Raw genomic sequence first — 17,134 nt, 5'->3', positions numbered from 1 at the left:
CCCCCGATCGGAGATCACAGGTGACCCTCACCTTCCACTGGTTCCTGCCCACCAACGGCGACAGCCGCCACGTAGTCGGAGGCGGCCACGGAACCCCCGTCACCGCGGCGGGCGGCGACCGTCCGCCCACCGTCCGCTACCTCGCCCAGATCGCCCGTGCCGCCGAACACCTCGGCTTCGAAGGGGTCCTGACCCCCACCGGCGCCTGGTGCGAGGACGCCTGGCTGACCACGGCCATGGTCAGCCAGCACACCGAACGGCTGAAGTTCCTCGTCGCCTTCCGGCCCGGCTTCGTCTCACCCACGCTCGCCGCGCAGATGGCCGCCACCTACCAGCGCCAGACCGGGGGGCGGCTGCTCCTCAACGTGGTGACGGGCGGGGAGAGCCACGAGCAGCGCGCCTACGGCGACTTCCTCGACAAGGACGCACGCTACGCCCGCACCGGCGAGTTCCTGGAGATCGTCCGGGACCTGTGGGACGGCAGGACGGTCGATCTGAAGGGCGAGCACCTCACCGTCGAGGACGCCCGGCTCACCCGGGTCCCCGACCCGGTGCCCGAGGTGTACTTCGGCGGCTCCTCGCCCGCCGCCGGCGTGGTCGCGGCCCGGCACGCGGACGTCTACCTCACCTGGGGCGAACCGCCCGCCCAGGTCGCCGGGAAGATCGCCTGGATACGGGGGCTCGCCGAGCGCGAGGGCCGCACCGTGCGCTTCGGCATCCGGCTCCACGTCATCGCCCGGGACACCTCCGCGCAGGCCTGGGCCGAGGCGAACCGCCTCCTGGCGGGCTTCGACCCCGCCACCGTGCGCTCCGTCCAGGAGGGCCTGGCCCGCAGCGAGTCCGACGGACAGAAGCGGATGCTCGCCCTGCACGGCGGTGGCCGCGACCGCCTGGAGATCCACCCCAACCTGTGGGCGGGTATCGGCCTCGTCCGCGGCGGCGCGGGCACCGCGCTCGTCGGCAGCCACCAGGAGGTCGCCGAGCGGATCGAGGAGTACCACCGGCTCGGCATCGACGAGTTCATCCTCTCCGGCTACCCGCACCTGGAGGAGGCGTACTGGTTCGGTGAGGGCGTCCTGCCCCGGCTCGCGGCCCGCGGCCTCTGGGCCCACCCGGACGGCCCGGCCGACCCCGGGCCCGCCCAGGTCCCCTTCGCCGAGGCCCGGTCCGGGGCCTGAAGCCCGGACAGCCGGACCCGGCACCCCGCACGGACGGCCCGGCACTCCGGACCTCCGCGCGGGGAGCGGGACGTCGGTCAGTCCAGGCCGAGGTGGCCGCGCAGGGTCCGCGCGGTGTACTCCGTGCGGAAGAGCCCGCGCCGCTGCAGGACGGGCACCAGATCGGCGGCGATCGCGTCCAGGTCGTCGGGGAGCACGGCCGGCCGCAGCCGGAACCCGTCGGCACCCCCCTCGCGGAACCACTCCTCCAGGAGGTCCGCCAGTCCCTCCGGCGTGCCGGTGAAGACCGCCGCGTCCGAGGTGAAGGCGGTGCCCGCGGCCTCGTCGAGCCGGGCCTTGCGCTCGTCGGCGGCCTCCTGACCGGCGCCCAGCACGACGTTGACGTCGGCGAACACGCGGAGCGTCCCCGCCGGCCGTCCCGCCTCCTCCCGCAGCGCCTCGACCTCCTTCCGGATGGCGACGAGCCCGGACGTGTCCCGGGGCGTCACGAAGACGACGTCCGCATGGGCGGCGGCCAGCCGGTAGGGCACCGTGGCGTGCGCGAGCACCGTGACGGGAGGACTGCTCTGCACGGGGTGGACCGCCGTCTCCCAGGCCGCCGTCGCGGCCGTCAGGAACTCGTCGGCCTGCGCGAACAGTTCACGTATCCGCCGGTCGCCCTCGGGGGTCCCGAGCAGAGCCACCAGCCGGGCGTGTTCGGGGTTGCTCGTCGTCGCCCGCGGCCGTACCCCCGCCCGTCCCGCGCTCACGTGGTCGAGCGTCGCGATCCGCGTCGCCCACGTCTCGGGGTCGCCCGTCGTCGGGCCCAGGGGAACGAGCCCGATCAGATCGGTGGCGGTGGCCGCGAGCGCGAGCAGCAGGGCGGAGTCGAGCCGTCCGGGGCCGTCCTCCACGGTGACGAAGTCCAGCAGCCCCGCCTCGGCGCTCCGCACCAGTGACGTGTACTGCTCCGGCGTGAACGGCCGTGCGGGAGCGGCGGGATGGGACCCGGCGCCGTTGAGAGCCGCCGACAGATGAAATCCCTCTTGTAAGGTCATCCGTCCACTGTCCTCTTATCGCATTGCGCGCGTGTGGCTTCGGTGTGGCACGGCGCGGGCGCACGCGTGGGGGCGGCTCCTCCCGGAGCCGCCCCCACTTTCCGTACGGAGTGTCAGTGCCGGTCCGCCAGCACGTCCTCGACCCTGGCCCGGATCTCGTCCGTCGCCAGGCCACGGACCGTCAGCGTCGTGCGGCGGCGCAGCACGTCGTCCGCCGTCTCGGCCCACTCGCGGTCGCGGGCGTACGCCACCTGAGCCCAGATCTCCGGGGCGTCCGGGTGGATCCGGCCCGCCAGCGCCGGGTTCTCGTTCGCCAGCCGCGCGATGTCGAAGGAGAGCGAGCCGTAGTGGGTGGCGAGGTGCCGTGCCGTGTCGGCGGCCATCCGCGGACCCGGAGTGCCGCCGTCGACCATCAGCCGGTGCGCGACCGCGTTCGGGTTCGCGATACCGGGCAGTGGCAGCTTCCGCGGCAGCCGTGACATCGGCTCCATGTCCTCGGCGAGCGGGTGCCCGGGAAGCGCCGCCAGCTTGTTCATCACCGTGCGGCCGATGTGGCGGAACGTCGTCCACTTGCCGCCCGCGACCGACAGCATGCCACCGCGGCCCTCGGTCACGACCGTCTCGCGCTTGGCCTTCGAGGTGCCCCCCGGACCGCCCGGCAGCACCCGCAGCCCCGCGAAGGAGTACGTGATCAGGTCCCGGGACAGCTGCTGGTCCCGGACGGAGAACGCCGCCTCGTCCAGGATCTGCGCCGTGTCCTTCTCGGTGACCGCGACATCGGCCGGGTCGCCCTCGTACTCCTCGTCGGTCGTACCGAGCAGCAGCATGTCCTCCCACGGCAGGGCGAACGTGATGCGGTACTTGTCGATCGGCGTCGCCAGCGCCGCCTTCCACGGGCGGGTGCGCCTGAGGACCAGGTGCGCGCCCTTGGACAGCCGGATGGACGGAGCCGCGTCCGGGTTCTCCATCTTCCGCAGGTGATCGACCCACGGGCCGGTGGCGTTCAGCACGAGGCGGGCGTTCACGCCGAACTCCGTACCGTCCTGACGGTCCTCCAGCTCGGCGCCGGTGACCCGGCCCCGGGTGAAGCGCAGCCCGGTGACGGCGGCGTGGTTGAGGACGACGGCGCCGGCGTCGACGGCCGCACGGACCGTCATCAGCGCCATCCGGGCGTCGTTCATCTGGTCGTCGCCGTAGACCGCGACGGCCTTGAGGTTGTCCGTGCGCAGTTCGGGCACGTCGCGCTGCGCACGGGCCGGGCTGATCACATGGCCGACACCGTCACCGAACGCGGACAGCGCCGAGTACGCGAAGACGCCCGCACCGAGCTTGGCCGCACCGTGCGGTCCGCCCTTGTAGACCGGCAGGTAGAAGGTGAGCGGGTTGGCCAGGTGCGGTGCGACCTGACGGGACACCGCGCGCCGCTCGAAGTGGTTCTCCGCGACCAGCTTCACCGCGCCGGTCTGCAGGTAACGCAGACCGCCGTGGAGGAGCTTGGAGGAGGCGGAGGAGGTGGCGCCGGCGAAGTCGCCGGCATCCACCAGGGCCACCCGCAGGCCGGACTGCGCGGCGTGCCAGGCGGTGGAGATGCCCAGGATGCCGCCGCCGATCACCAGGAGGTCGTACGTCGCCTTGGAAAGCTGTTCCCGGGTTTCGGCGCGGCTCGGGAGGGAGCCGGAGGCCGGATGCGTCCCGAGGGCGGGGACGCTCTGCAGGGTGGTCATGTCGATCTACTCCTCGGCGGTGTCATCGTCGAGCCAGCCCATGGAACGCTCCACGGCCTTGAGCCAGCTCCGGTACTCGCGGTCGCGGGTGTCCGCGTCCATGCGGGGTGTCCACTCGGCGGCCCGGCGCCAGTTGGCGCGCAGCGCGTCGGTGTCCGGCCAGAAGCCGACGGCGAGACCGGCGGCGTAGGCGGCGCCGAGGCAGGTGGTCTCGGCGACCATGGGGCGCACCACGGGCGCGTCCAGGAAGTCGGAGAGCGTCTGCATCAGCAGGTTGTTGGAGGTCATGCCGCCGTCGACCTTGAGCGCGGTCAGCTCGACGCCGGAGTCCTTCGTCATGGCGTCACTGATCTCACGGGTCTGCCAGGCGGTGGCCTCGAGCACGGCGCGGGCGATGTGCGCCTTGGTCACGTACCGGGTGAGACCGGCGATGACACCGCGCGCGTCGGGGCGCCAGTAGGGGGCGAACAGGCCGGAGAACGCGGGCACGAAGTACGCGCCGCCGTTGTCCTCGACCGACGAGGCCAGTGTCTCGATCTCGGCCGCGGACTTGATCAGGCCCATCTGGTCGCGCATCCACTGCACCAGCGAACCGGTGACGGCGATGGACCCCTCGAGGGCGTAGACCGGCTTCTGGTCGCCGATCCGGTACCCGACCGTCGTCAGCAGCCCGTTGTACGAGTTCACCGGGGTGTGGCCGGTGTTCATCAGCATGAAGGTGCCGGTGCCGTACGTGGACTTGGCCTCGCCCTGGGCGAAACAGGTCTGGCCGAACAGCGCGGCCTGCTGGTCGCCGAGCGCGGACGCCACCGGGATCCCGTCCAGGACGCCGCCCTTGGCGGTGCCGTACACCTCGGCGGAGGACCGGATCTCGGGCAGAACGGCCGGCGGGATCTCCATCGACTGGACGATCTTGTCGTCCCACTGCATCGAGTGGAGGTTCATCAGGAGGGTGCGCGAGGCGTTGGTGACGTCTGTGACGTGGACGCCGCCCTCGGTGCCGCCGGTCAGGTTCCAGATGACCCAGGAGTCCATGGTCCCGAAGAGGATGTCGCCCCGCTCGGCTCGCTCGCGCAGCCCCTCGACGTTGTCGAGCAGCCAGCGGACCTTCGGACCGGCGAAGTACGACGCGAGCGGCAGGCCCGTCTCACGGCGGAAGCGGTCCTGGCCTACGTTGCGGCCGAGCTCCTTGCAGAGCGCGTCGGTGCGGGTGTCCTGCCAGACGAGGGCGTTGTGGACGGGCTCACCGGTGTTCTTGTCCCAGAGCAGCGTGGTCTCGCGCTGGTTGGTGATGCCGATCGCCCTGACGTCGGCGGAGGTGATGCCGGCCTTGACGATCGCCCCCGCGACGACTTCCTGGACGTTCTCCCAGATCTCGGTCGCGTTGTGCTCGACCCAGCCGGGCTTGGGGAAGATCTGCTCGTGTTCCTTCTGGTCGACGGAGACGATCCGGCCGTCCTTGTCGAAGACGATGCAGCGGCTGGACGTGGTGCCCTGGTCGATGGCCGCGATGAACGGGCCGGTGGTGTGTGCGTCGGTCACGGTGTGGCTCCCGGGAGTCTGTGCGGTCTGGAGGGTCACGGCTCAGGCGAAGGCGAGGTTGTAGAGCCCGCCGGCCAGAGCGCCGCCTATGAGGGGTCCCACTACCGGTACCCAGGCGTAGCTCCAGTCGGAACCACCCTTGTTCGGCAGGGGCAGCAGCGCGTGCACGATGCGCGGACCGAGGTCACGTACGGGGTTGATCGCGTAGCCGGTCGGGCCGCCGAGCGACAGACCGATGCCGACGACGACCAGGGCCGTGACCAGCGCGCCGAGCGTGCCGAGTCCGTTGCCGTCGTTGTTGAGACCCTGGGTGAGGATCGCCAGGATCAGCACGGCGGTGGCTATGACCTCCGTGACCACGTTCTGCACCGCGTTCCGGATCTCCGGACCGGTGGAGAAGATGCCGAGCACGGGGCCGGCCCCGGGGGCGGCCGACTGGTCGGCCAGACCCTCCTCGGCGGGCTGTGCCTTCAGGATCTCGGGATCGGTGAGGTGCGCGTGGAACTGTCCGTAGTACACGGCCCAGACGAGCACGGCACCGATCATCGCGCCGAGCAGCTGCGAGGCGAGGTACAGGGGTACGTCGCTCCACTCGGTGCCGCCCTGGATCGCGAGGCCGAGGGTGACCGCCGGGTTCAGGTGGGCACCGGACACGCCGGAGGCGAGGTAGGCGCCGGTCAGTACGGCGAAACCCCACCCGAAGGTGATGGCCAGCCAGCCGGTGTTCTGCGCCTTCGAGCGCTTGAGCGTGACGGCGGCACAGACACCGCCGCCGAGCAGGATGAGTACGGCGGTACCGATGGTCTCGCCGATGAAGATGTCGGAGCTGGACACCACGACTCCTTTGTCCTTCGTCCAGGGGAAGGCGAAACACCGGGTCCCTCCGGTGGATCGCGCCCCAGGTGGGTACCCGTCACATACGGGCACGGCACCTGCAAGGGCTTGACCGGCCCTCGGCACTGTCACACCCTAACGCGTATTGCCGTTAGGCGTTCGACAATGTCGACCGGTGAACGGCAATGTTTCTCCCGAATGAAGGAAGCGTCAAGAGTTCTGTGACGTGGGACTCGCGCGAGGGCTCGATCGTTACCGAGGGCACGGCGTGCGTCCGGAAGCGCCCGGTCCCGGTAGGTGGACGTGCGGCCGGAAGCGCCCGGCGCGCAGGTCCCGGGAGGCGGGCGTGCGCTCAGAAGCGTCCGGCGCCCAGGTCCCGGGAGACGGCGCGGGCGCAGTCCCGCACGGCGGCGATCAGCTCGGGGCGCAGTCTCCCGTCAGGGCAGACGCGTTCCACGGCGCCCGTCACGGCCACCGCGCCGACCGGCATGCGGCGCCGGTCGTGGACCGGGGCGGCCACCGCCGCCACGCCCTCCCAGGTCTCCTCCACGTCCGAGGCCCAGCCCTGTGCCCGGATCAGGTCGAGCAGGGACTCGAACTCCTGCTCGTCGGTGACGGTGCGCGGGGTGAAGGGCCGGCGCTCCACCTCGACGACCTCGCTGTGCGCGACCGGGTCGTAGGCGGAGAGGACCTTGCCCAGGGCGGTGGAGTGCAGCGGCTGCATCGCCCCCACCTCCAGCACCTGGCGGCTGTCGTCGGGCCGGAAGACGTGATGGACGATCAGGACGCCGTGCTGGTGCAGTACGCCGAGGTGGACGCTCTCGCCGCTGGAGCGGGCCAGGTCGTCGGTCCACACCAGGGCGCGGGCCCGGAGCTCGTGCACGTCGAGGTAGCTGTTGCCCAGACGCAGCAGCTCGGCGCCGAGCTGGTAGCGGCCGGACGCGGCGTCCTGCTCGACGAAGCCCTCGTGCTGGAGCGTGCGCAGGATGCCGTGTGCGGTGCCCTTGGCCAGCCCCAGCGAGGACGAGATGTCGGAGAGCCCGAGCCGACGCTCGCCGCCCGCCAGCAGACGCAGCATCGCCGCTGCCCGCTCGAGCGACTGGATGTTCTTGGCCATCGCGCCGTACTCCTCCACCTCGGTTCGACAATGCTGAACACTATCGGTCGATGCCGACCTCTGTCCGGTGGCGCGACGATTCCGCCCCACCGTGCGACCGGGCCCCGGTCCTCGCACAGCATGCAGTCCGCCCCGTGGGACGCGACGACCGCCCCGCGCCCCGCCCCGCTACGCTGGCCGCGTGCCCTCCTCTGCAGAAGGGCGCAAAGCCGACAGCCGTCGCATTCCAGGGAGAACATCCATGGCCTCGTTGCCGACCCCTTCCGCTGACAGCCGGACCCGAGCCGCAGCCCTCCGAGAGGCTCTCGCCACCCGAGTGGTCGTGGCCGACGGTGCCATGGGCACGATGCTCCAGGCCCAGGACCCCACGCTCGACGACTTCGAGAACCTCGAAGGCTGCAACGAGATCCTGAACGTGACCCGGCCCGACATCGTCCGCTCGGTGCACGAGGAGTACTTCGCCGTCGGCGTGGACTGCGTCGAGACCAACACCTTCGGGGCCAACGCCTCCGCCCTCGGTGAGTACGACATCCCCGGCAGGATCCACGAGCTCTCCGAGACCGGCGCGAGCATCGCCCGCGAGGTCGCCGACCGGTTCACCGAATCCACCGGCCGGCAGCGCTGGGTGCTCGGCTCCATCGGCCCCGGCACCAAGCTGCCGACGCTGGGCCACGCCCCCTACACGGTCCTGCGCGACGGATTCCAGCAGAACGCCGAAGGGCTGATCGCCGGCGGCGCCGACGCGCTCATCATCGAGACCACGCAGGACCTCCTGCAGACCAAGGCCGCCGTGCTGGGTGCGCGGCGCGCCCTGGAGGCGATGGGCAGCGACCTCCTGGTGCTGTGCTCGCTGGCCTTCGAGACCACCGGCACCATGCTGCTCGGATCCGAGATCGGTGCCGCGCTGACCGCGCTCGAACCGCTCGGCGTCGACATGATCGGCCTGAACTGCTCGACCGGCCCCGCCGAGATGAGCGAACACCTGCGCTACCTCACCCGGCACTCCCGCATCCCGCTGCTCTGCATGCCGAACGCCGGACTGCCGGTGCTCACCAAGGACGGGGCGCACTTCCCGCTCGACGCCGAGGGCCTGGCCGACGCCCAGGAGACCTTCGTCCAGGAGTACGGGCTCTCGCTCGTCGGCGGCTGCTGCGGCACGACGCCCGAGCACCTGCGGCAGCTCGTCGAACGGGTCCGGGGCGCCGAGCTCACCCCCCGTACCCCGAGCCCCGAGCCGGGCGCGGCCTCGCTCTACCAGACCGTGCCGTTCCGCCAGGACACCTCGTACCTCGCGATCGGCGAGCGTACGAACGCCAACGGATCCAAGAAGTTCCGCGACGCCATGCTCGACGCACGCTGGGACGACTGCGTCGAGATGGCCCGTGACCAGATCCGCGAGGGCGCGCACATGCTCGACCTCTGCGTCGACTACGTGGGGCGCGACGGCGTCGCCGACATGGACGAACTGGCCGGCCGCTTCGCCACCGCCTCCACCCTGCCGATCGTGCTCGACTCCACCGAGGTGCCCGTCCTGCGCGCCGGTCTGGAGAAGCTGGGCGGCCGGGCCGTACTGAACTCCGTCAACTACGAGGACGGCGACGGCCCCGAGTCCCGCTTCGCCAAGGTCAGCGGGCTGGCCGCCGAGCACGGCGCCGCGCTGATCGCGCTGACCATCGACGAGGAGGGCCAGGCCCGCACCGTCGAGCACAAGGTCGCCATCGCCGAGCGGCTCATCGAGGACCTCACCACCAACTGGGGCATCCACGAGTCGGACATCCTCATCGACTGTCTGACCTTCACCATCTGCACGGGCCAGGAGGAGTCCCGCAAGGACGGGATCGCCACCATCGGTGCCATCCGCGAGCTCAAGCGGCGTCACCCCGACGTGCAGACCACGCTGGGCCTGTCCAACATCTCCTTCGGCCTGAACCCGGCCGCCCGCGTCGTCCTGAACTCCGTCTTCCTGGACGAGTGCGTGAAGGCGGGTCTGGACTCCGCGATCGTGCACGCCTCCAAGATCCTGCCGATCGCCCGGCTGGAGGAGGAGCAGGTCAAGGTCGCCCTCGACCTCATCCACGACCGCCGGGAGGAGGGCTACGACCCCCTGCAGCGGCTCATGGAGCTCTTCGAGGGCGTCAACATGAAGTCGATGAAGCAGGGCAAGGCCGAGGAACTGCTCGCCCTGCCGCTGGACGAGCGGCTCCAGCGACGCATCATCGACGGCGAGAAGAACGGACTGGAGGCCGACCTCGACGAGGCGCTGCGGACCCGGCCCGCGCTGGAGATCGTCAACGACACCCTGCTCGCAGGCATGAAGGTGGTCGGCGAGCTCTTCGGCTCCGGTCAGATGCAGCTGCCGTTCGTGCTGCAGTCCGCCGAGGTCATGAAGACCGCGGTGGCCCACCTCGAACCGCACATGGAGAAGTCGGACGCCGACGGCAAGGGCACCATCGTGCTCGCCACCGTCCGCGGCGACGTCCACGACATCGGCAAGAACCTCGTCGACATCATCCTGTCCAACAACGGCTTCAACGTGGTCAACCTGGGCATCAAGCAGCCCGTCTCCGCGATCCTGGACGCCGCCGAGGAGCACCGCGCCGACGTCATCGGCATGTCCGGCCTCCTGGTGAAGTCCACCGTGATCATGAAGGAGAACCTGGAGGAGCTGAACCAGCGCAAGATGGCGGCCGACTACCCGGTCATCCTCGGTGGGGCCGCCCTGACCAGGGCCTACGTCGAACAGGACCTGCACGAGATCTACGAGGGCGAGGTCCGCTACGCCCGCGACGCGTTCGAGGGGCTGCGCCTCATGGACGCCCTCGTCGCGGTCAAGCGGGGTGTCCCCGGGGCCACCCTCCCCGAGCTGAAGCAGCGCAGGGTGCCCAGGCGGGACGTCGCCGTGCCGGAGGTCCAGGAGCCGGAGGAGGGCGTGCGCTCCGACGTGTCCGTCACCAACCCGGTCCCCGAGCCGCCGTTCTGGGGCACCCGGGTCGTCAAGGGCATCCAGCTCAAGGAGTACGCCTCCTGGCTGGACGAGGGCGCCCTCTTCAAGGGCCAGTGGGGCCTCAAGCAGGGCCGTGCGGGCGACGGACCGACGTACGAGGAGCTGGTGGAGACTGAGGGCCGCCCGCACCTGCGCGGCTGGCTCGACAAGCTCCACACCGAGAACCTGCTGGAGGCGGCCGTCGTCTACGGCTACTTCCGTTGTGTGTCCAAGGGCGACGACCTGATCCTGCTGCACGAGGACGGCTCGGAGCGCACCCGCTTCACCTTCCCGCGCCAGCGCCGCGGCCGCCGCCTCTGCCTCGCGGACTTCTTCCGTCCCGAGGAGTCGGGCGAGACGGACGTGATCGGCCTCCAGGTCGTCACGGTCGGCTCGAAGATCGGCGGGGCCACCGCCGAACTCTTCGAGGCGAACTCCTACCGCGACTACCTGGAGCTGCACGGACTGTCCGTGCAACTGGCCGAGGCGCTCGCCGAGTACTGGCACGCACGCGTCCGCAGCGAGCTGGGATTCGCCGGGGAGGACCCGTCCGACGTCGAGGACATGTTCGCGCTGAAGTACCGCGGGGCGCGCTTCTCGCTGGGCTACGGGGCCTGCCCCGACCTGGAGGACCGGGCGAAGATCGCCGCGCTCCTGGAGCCCGAGCGCATCGGGGTGAAGCTCTCCGAGGAGTTCCAGCTGCACCCTGAGCAGTCCACGGACGCGATCGTCATCCACCACCCCGAGGCGAAGTACTTCAACGCACGGTAGTACGCCGTTCAACGCGCGGTAGGGCGCCGCTCCACGCGCCGTATCCGGACGAGTCGTACACTGGTCGGTCCAGTGCAGGCCGGTCGCCGTTCCCACCGGGAACGCGGCCGGCCTTCTCGTCCCTCATGGAGGTGTGCCGGATGACCAGTACGGTCCCCGCGTCCCTGACCCGCACGGCCGAGGGCTCCGCCCTGCAGGCCGTCCTTCTCGACATGGACGGCACCCTGGTCGACACCGAGGGCTTCTGGTGGGACGTGGAGGTCGAGGTCTTCGCCGACCTCGGACACCGCCTCGACGAGGCCTGGCGCGACGTGGTCGTCGGCGGGCCGATGACCCGAAGCGCCGGCTACCTCATCGACGTCACGGGCGCCGACATCGCCATCGAGGAGATCACGGTCCTGCTCAACGACCGCTTCGAGAAGCGCATCGGCCGCGGAGTGCCGCTGATGCCGGGTGCCGCACGGCTGCTCGCCGAGCTGGCGGCGCACGAGGTGCCCACCGCCCTGGTCTCCGCCTCGCACCGGCGGATCATCGACCGGGTGCTGGAGTCCGTGGGCCGCCACCACTTCGCTCTCACCGTCGCCGGTGACGAGGTGACCCGCACCAAGCCCCACCCGGATCCCTACCTCGCCGCCGCCGCCGGTTTCGGGGCGGACCCGTGGCGCTGCGCGGTCGTCGAGGACACCGCGACGGGCGTCGCCGCGGCCGAGGCCGCGGGCTGCCGGGTGGTCGCCGTGCCGTCCGTGGCGCCGATCGCCCCCGCGCCGGGACGGGCGGTCGTACCTTCACTCGAACAGGTGAATCTGACGTTCCTGCGTGCCCTGGTCACGGAGAGGTGAAGGGCCGGCCGCGCACCGGGCGTCACCTTGTGAACGAACGGCGAGGTTCCGGCGTGCGCGGCGTGTGGAACCCTCTCGGGCTCAGCGCATAAGCCAGGTTGATGTCAGTGGCGAGGACCCGGCGGGGGAGTGACCTCAACCACCTGGTGTGACCTCCGCCGGGGTCCGTGCCGAGCCCGGCGGCCCGTTTCCGGAACCCAAAAGTCCAGATTCATGGACCGCTGTACGAATCATTCCCGGGTGCGGCACGGACACGCCGTCATGGGCGGTCACCGAGTGGATACGGGTCGCGGAAGCGCCGGTCAAGGGCCTCCGGCCGAGACCTGCGGCTTCACCTGCACGGAGAACGAGAGCTACCGCTGCACGCTCCGCGAGGCCTCACCTTCGCCGATGGCACGCCCGTCACTCCGGACGACGTGAAGTACTCCATCCAGCGCGTGCTCGACATCAAGGCCGAACCGCTCTGCTCGCTCATCCCGACCGGCATCACCAACCACACCAACTCCTTCTTCAACAAGTACGGCGAGCCCGACGTCGACGCGGCCGGGAAGATCCTGGAGAAGGCCGGCGTCTCCACCCCGGTGAAGTTCACGCTGAACTACACGACGGACCACTACGGCCCCACCACCGCCGCCGAGTACAAGGCGCTGGGCAAGCAGCTCAACGACTCGAAGCTCTTCGAGGTCGACGTCAAGGGCACCCCGTGGGCCAAGTACCGCCCCGCGCAGAGCAAAAGGTGACTACGCGGTCTACGGCATGGGCTGGTTCCCCGACTTCCCGGACCCGGACACGTACACGGCGCCGTTCCTCGACAAGGACAACTTCCTCAACTCGCCCTACGGGTCCACCCTCGTCCAGGACACCCTCATCCCGGAGTCGCGGCGGGTGGCGGACCGCGGCGCCGCGGCCGAGACCTTCACGAAGATCCAGGACATCGTGGCCACCGGCGTCCCCGTCCTCCCGGTCTGGCAGGGCAAGCAGTACGTCGCCTCCCGCGAGGGCCTGACCGGTGTGGAGTGGGCCGTCACCTCCTCGGCCGACCTCCAGCTCTGGGAGCTCAAGAACACCGTCTGACCGGTACGCCGACGCGGTCCGGACCCACCGGCTCCGGACCGCGTCATCGTTTCCGCGCACCGTGCCCGGTCACTGCGCGCCGGGACGCACCAGCCCGCTCTCGTACGCGTAGACCGCCGCCTGCACCCGGTCACGCAGGCCCAGCTTCGTCAGCACATGGCCCACATGCGTCTTGACCGTCGTCTCGCTCACGAAGAGGTCGGCGGCGATCTCCGCGTTCGACAGACCGCGCGCCACCAGCTTCAGCACCTCGACCTCGCGGTCGGTGAGCGTGTGCAGCGCGTCCGGGACGGGATCCTCGCCCGAGGGCAGATGGTCCGCGTACTTGTCGAGCAGCCGGCGCGTGATGCTCGGCGCCAGCATCGCCTCACCGGCCGCCACCACCCTGATGGCCTGCACCAGTTCGTTGGCCGGAGCGTCCTTCAGCAGGAAGCCGCTGGCACCCGCGCGCAGCGCCTCCACCACGTACTCGTCGAGATCGAAGGTCGTCAGCACCAGGACCTTCGCCGGGCCGTTCCGCTCCGGACCCGTGATCTGACGGGTGGCCTCGACGCCGTCCATCCGCGGCATCCGGATGTCCATCAGCACGACATCGGGCTGCAGGGCCCGCACCTGGTCGATGGCCTGCAGGCCGTCACCGGCCTCACCGACCACCGCGAGATCGCCCTCGGCCTCCAGGATCATCCGGAAGCCGGTGCGCAGCAGCGGTTGGTCATCGACGAGCAGGACGCGGATTGCCACGGAATCTCCTTAAGGGCTTTCGAGGGCCGCCGGCCGGCCGCCCTCGGCCCGGACCGGCTCCATTCTGCCCTGCACACCCTCCACCGACTCGGCCGGGCGGACCGACAGCGGATATACCGGGGGAGTCCCGCCGAACTCCGGGCAGACCGCCCGGTGGTCGCACCAGCCGCACAGCTTCGTCGGCCGGGGCCGCCACTCACCCGTCTCCGTCGCCAGCCGGATCGCGTCCCACAGGGCGAGCAGCTTGCGCTCCACCCGCTCCAGATCGGCAGGCACCGGGTCGTACGTCAGCACGTCACCGCTGCCCAGATAGACCAGCTGAAGCCGCCGGGGCACCACGTTCTTCAGGCGCCAGATCACCAGCGCGTAGAACTTCATCTGGAACAGGGCGCCCTCGGAGTACTCCGGCCGCGGCGCCTTGCCCGTCTTGTAGTCGACGATCCGGACGTCGCCCGTGGGGGTCACGTCGATCCGGTCGATCACCCCGCGCAGCCGCAGCCCCGAATCCAGCTCCGTCTCGACGAACAGCTCCCGCTCGGCGGGCTCCAGACGCGTCGGGTCCTCCAGCGAGAACCACCGCTCCACCAGCCGCTCCGCCTCACCCAGCCACCCGGCGAGCCGGTCGCCCCCCGCGTCCCCGGAGAACAGCTCGGCCAGCTCCGGCTTCGACTCCAGCAACCGGTCCCACTGACCGGGCACGAGCGACCTCGCCCGCGGCGCCGTGCGCTCCGCGGCGGGGGCGTCGAACAGCCGCTCCAGCACGGCATGCACCAGCGTGCCCCGGGTAGCCGCTTCACTGGGCTTCTCGGGCAGCTTGTCGATGACCCGGAAGCGGTACAGCAGAGGGCATTGCATGAAATCGCTCGCGCGCGACGGCGACAGGGACGAAGGTGGCCGGTGCGGGCGCGGTACGGAGGTCATGCCGAAGACCCTACGGCCCGCCACCGACACCCAGCGGCATACCATCGACCACAGAGCTCGCACACTGCATGATCGTGGCAGACGCCATCGACCGAAGGGACCACGTGGACGAGAGCGGCGACAGCGGGCGCCCGCTGCCCGGCGCAGGGGGATCGGACCCCGGCACCGGACCGGACAAGGGCAAACCGCGACGGCCGGCGGACCCCGGCGGCGGCCTCCTGATGGGCCGCCCCTTCGGTGTGCCCGTGTACGTGGCACCCAGCTGGTTCGTCGTCGCCGCGCTGATCACCTGGGTCTTCGGCGGCCAGCTCGACCGCGTCCTGCCCGGACTCGGCGGAGCCCGCTACCTCGTCGCGCTCTTCTTCGCGATCGCCTTCTACGCCTCCGTGCTCGTCCACGAGCTCGCCCACACCGTCGCCGCCCTGCACTACAAGCTGCCGGTCCGCCGCATCCAGCTCCAGTTCTTCGGCGGCGTCTCCGAGATCGAGAAGGAATCCGAGACCCCGGGCCGCGAATTCGTCCTCGCCTTCGTGGGCCCCCTGCTCTCCCTCGTCCTCGGCGGCCTCTTCTACATCCCCCTCCAGTTCGTCGAGGCGGGCACCATCCCCGGCGTGCTCCTCGCCGGACTGATGATCTCCAACCTCATCGTCGCCGCCTTCAACCTGCTGCCCGGCCTCCCGCTCGACGGCGGACGCATGCTCCGTGCCGTGGTCTGGAAGATCACGGGCAAGCCCATGAGCGGCACCGTCGCCGCCGCGTGGGTCGGCCGCGGCCTGGCCGTCACCGTCCTCGTCGGCCTCCCGCTGCTCACCCACACCGGCGCCCTCGGCAACGCCACCAGTGAGATCAGCGGCTTCGAGACCGTGACCGACGCCCTGCTCGCCGCGATCCTCGCCGGGATCATCTGGACCGGCGCGGGCAACAGCCTGCGCATGGCGCGGCTGCGCGAACACCTCCCCGACCTCCGCGCCCGCACCCTCACCCGCCGCGCCGTCCCCGTCGAGTCCGCCACTCCGCTCTCCGAGGCGCTCCGCCGCGCCAACGAGGCGGGCGCCCGCGCCCTCGTCGTCGTCGACGGACAGGGCAACCCCAAGGGCGTCGTCCGCGAGGCGGCCATCGTCGGAGTCCCCGAACACCGCCGGCCCTGGGTGGCCGTCAGCGGCCTCGCCCAGGACATCACCGACGGGATGAAGGTCCCCGCCGAGCTCGCGGGTGAAGCACTCCTGGACCGCCTCAAGGCCACCCCGGCCACCGAGTACCTGGTGGTCGAGGACACCGGGGAGATCTACGGCGTCCTGTCCACCGTCGACGTCGAACGCGCCTTCGTCGCGGCCATGGCCCGGCCCTCGGCCTGACAGCGGCCCCACACCACCCGGCGGCCGGGGGACCCCGCAAGGGGGGCCGCCGAAATACCGGTAGGCTGCTCACATGTCCGAACCGACCGGTGCCGCCCGCCGTCGCGGCCCATTCAAAGTCGGGGACCAGGTCCAGCTCACCGACCCCAAGGGACGCCACTACACCTTCACGCTCGAAGCCGGAAAGAATTTCCACACCCACAAGGGTTCTTTCCCGCACGACGAGCTGATCGGTGCTCCCGAGGGCAGTGTTGTCCGTACCACGGGAAACGTCGCCTACCTCGCGCTGCGCCCCCTGCTCCCCGACTACGTCCTGTCCATGCCCCGCGGCGCCGCCGTGGTCTACCCCAAGGACGCGGGCCAGATCCTGGCCTTCGGCGACATCTTCCCCGGCGCCCGCGTCGTGGAGGCCGGTGTCGGCTCCGGAGCGCTCAGCACCTTCCTGCTGCGCGCCATCGGCGAGCAGGGCATGCTGCACTCGTACGAGCGCCGCGAGGACTTCGCCGAAATCGCCCAGCAGAACGTCGAGCGCTACTTCGGCTCCCCGCACCCCGCCTGGCAGCTCACCGTCGGCGACCTCCAGGACAACCTGTCGGACACCGACGTCGACCGTGTCGTCCTGGACATGCTCGCCCCGTGGGAGTGCCTGGAAGCCGTCTCCAAGACACTCGTGCCCGGTGGCATCCTCTGCGCGTACGTCGCGACCACCACCCAGCTCTCGCGGACCGTCGAATCCATCCGCGAGATCGGCTGCTTCGCCGAACCGCAGCCGTGGGAGTCGATGATCCGCAACTGGCACGTCGAAGGCCTGGCCGTCCGTCCCGACCACCGGATGATCGGCCACACGGGATTCCTCGTCACCGCCCGCCGGCTCGCGGACGGCGTCGAGCCGCCGCTGCGCCGCCGCCGCCCCTCCAAGGGTGCGTACGGCGAGGACTACAAGGGTCCCGGCAGCCGGAGCGGATCCGCCGCCCCCGCCGCCACCGAGGACTGACCCGGCCGGAGCCGTGGCACCGGC

12 protein-coding genes and 1 pseudogene are annotated in these 17,134 nt (G+C 70.8%); 6 read left to right on the top strand and 7 right to left on the bottom strand.

The genetic code is table 11. The features are described from left to right. Positions 1-20: 20 nt before the first annotated feature. On the top strand, positions 21-1,178 hold the full coding sequence (locus OG524_RS07160) for an LLM class flavin-dependent oxidoreductase (RefSeq protein ID WP_405391784.1): 1,158 nt from the start codon (positions 21-23) through the stop codon (positions 1,176-1,178). 77 nt (positions 1,179-1,255) lie between these two features. On the opposite strand, the gene OG524_RS07155 is transcribed toward OG524_RS07160, so the two are convergent. The 5 genes from OG524_RS07155 to OG524_RS07135 all read right to left on the bottom strand — a co-directional run bounded on the left by OG524_RS07155 (position 1,256) and on the right by OG524_RS07135 (position 7,432). Continuing rightward, complete coding sequence (locus OG524_RS07155) at positions 1,256-2,215, bottom strand: LLM class flavin-dependent oxidoreductase (RefSeq protein WP_405391785.1); 960 nt, start codon at positions 2,213-2,215, stop codon at positions 1,256-1,258. A gap of 113 nt (positions 2,216-2,328) precedes the next feature. Then, entirely contained in the window at positions 2,329-3,939 is a 1,611-nt protein-coding gene (locus OG524_RS07150; protein WP_405391786.1) for an FAD-dependent oxidoreductase, read from the bottom strand. Positions 3,940-3,945: 6 nt separating this feature from the next. After that, positions 3,946-5,481, bottom strand: coding sequence for a glycerol kinase GlpK (glpK, locus tag OG524_RS07145; RefSeq protein WP_405391787.1), 1,536 nt, complete (start codon positions 5,479-5,481; stop codon positions 3,946-3,948). A 42-nt stretch (positions 5,482-5,523) separates the two neighbouring features. After that, positions 5,524-6,315: an MIP/aquaporin family protein gene (locus tag OG524_RS07140; RefSeq protein WP_405809518.1), complete on the bottom strand. Its 792-nt coding sequence runs from the start codon at positions 6,313-6,315 to the stop codon at positions 5,524-5,526. Between the two features lie 352 nt (positions 6,316-6,667). Next, the gene (locus OG524_RS07135) at positions 6,668-7,432 is read right to left on the bottom strand and encodes an IclR family transcriptional regulator (protein WP_405391789.1); all 765 of its coding nucleotides are present in this window, start codon (positions 7,430-7,432) and stop codon (positions 6,668-6,670) included. A 241-nt stretch (positions 7,433-7,673) separates the two neighbouring features. Here OG524_RS07135 and metH point away from each other — a divergent pair, with 241 nt between their 5' ends. From metH to OG524_RS07120, 3 genes and pseudogenes are all read left to right on the top strand, one after another. Beyond that, the gene (gene metH / locus OG524_RS07130) at positions 7,674-11,186 is read left to right on the top strand and encodes a methionine synthase (RefSeq protein WP_405809516.1); all 3,513 of its coding nucleotides are present in this window, start codon (positions 7,674-7,676) and stop codon (positions 11,184-11,186) included. 140 nt (positions 11,187-11,326) lie between these two features. Beyond that, on the top strand, positions 11,327-12,025 hold the full coding sequence (locus OG524_RS07125; RefSeq protein WP_405809514.1) for an HAD family hydrolase: 699 nt from the start codon (positions 11,327-11,329) through the stop codon (positions 12,023-12,025). 350 nt (positions 12,026-12,375) lie between these two features. Continuing rightward, a pseudogene (locus OG524_RS07120) lies at positions 12,376-13,099 on the top strand (ABC transporter substrate-binding protein); the annotation flags it as partial. Between the two features lie 69 nt (positions 13,100-13,168). On the opposite strand, the gene OG524_RS07115 reads toward OG524_RS07120, so the two are convergent. Further along, complete coding sequence (locus tag OG524_RS07115; protein ID WP_405391792.1) at positions 13,169-13,840, bottom strand: response regulator; 672 nt, start codon at positions 13,838-13,840, stop codon at positions 13,169-13,171. A gap of 9 nt (positions 13,841-13,849) precedes the next feature. After that, complete coding sequence (locus tag OG524_RS07110) at positions 13,850-14,695, bottom strand: RecB family exonuclease (RefSeq protein WP_405812438.1); 846 nt, start codon at positions 14,693-14,695, stop codon at positions 13,850-13,852. A gap of 170 nt (positions 14,696-14,865) precedes the next feature. Here OG524_RS07110 and OG524_RS07105 point away from each other — a divergent pair, with 170 nt between their 5' ends. Both OG524_RS07105 and OG524_RS07100 read left to right on the top strand, forming a co-directional pair. Then, positions 14,866-16,116 (top strand): site-2 protease family protein, encoded by a 1,251-nt coding sequence (locus OG524_RS07105; RefSeq protein ID WP_405812437.1) that lies wholly within the window; start codon positions 14,866-14,868, stop codon positions 16,114-16,116. A 73-nt stretch (positions 16,117-16,189) separates the two neighbouring features. Beyond that, a complete protein-coding gene (locus OG524_RS07100) occupies positions 16,190-17,110 on the top strand; it encodes a tRNA (adenine-N1)-methyltransferase (RefSeq protein ID WP_405809512.1) in 921 nt (306 codons plus the stop codon). The last annotated feature ends 24 nt before the right edge of the window (positions 17,111-17,134 follow it).

Source organism: Streptomyces sp. NBC_01520 (assembly GCF_045040375.1).
In the GTDB taxonomy this organism is placed as follows: domain Bacteria; phylum Actinomycetota; class Actinomycetes; order Streptomycetales; family Streptomycetaceae; genus Streptomyces.
The sequence above is the reverse complement of the archived record's forward strand: the minus strand, read 5'-3'. Positions and strand labels throughout refer to the sequence as shown.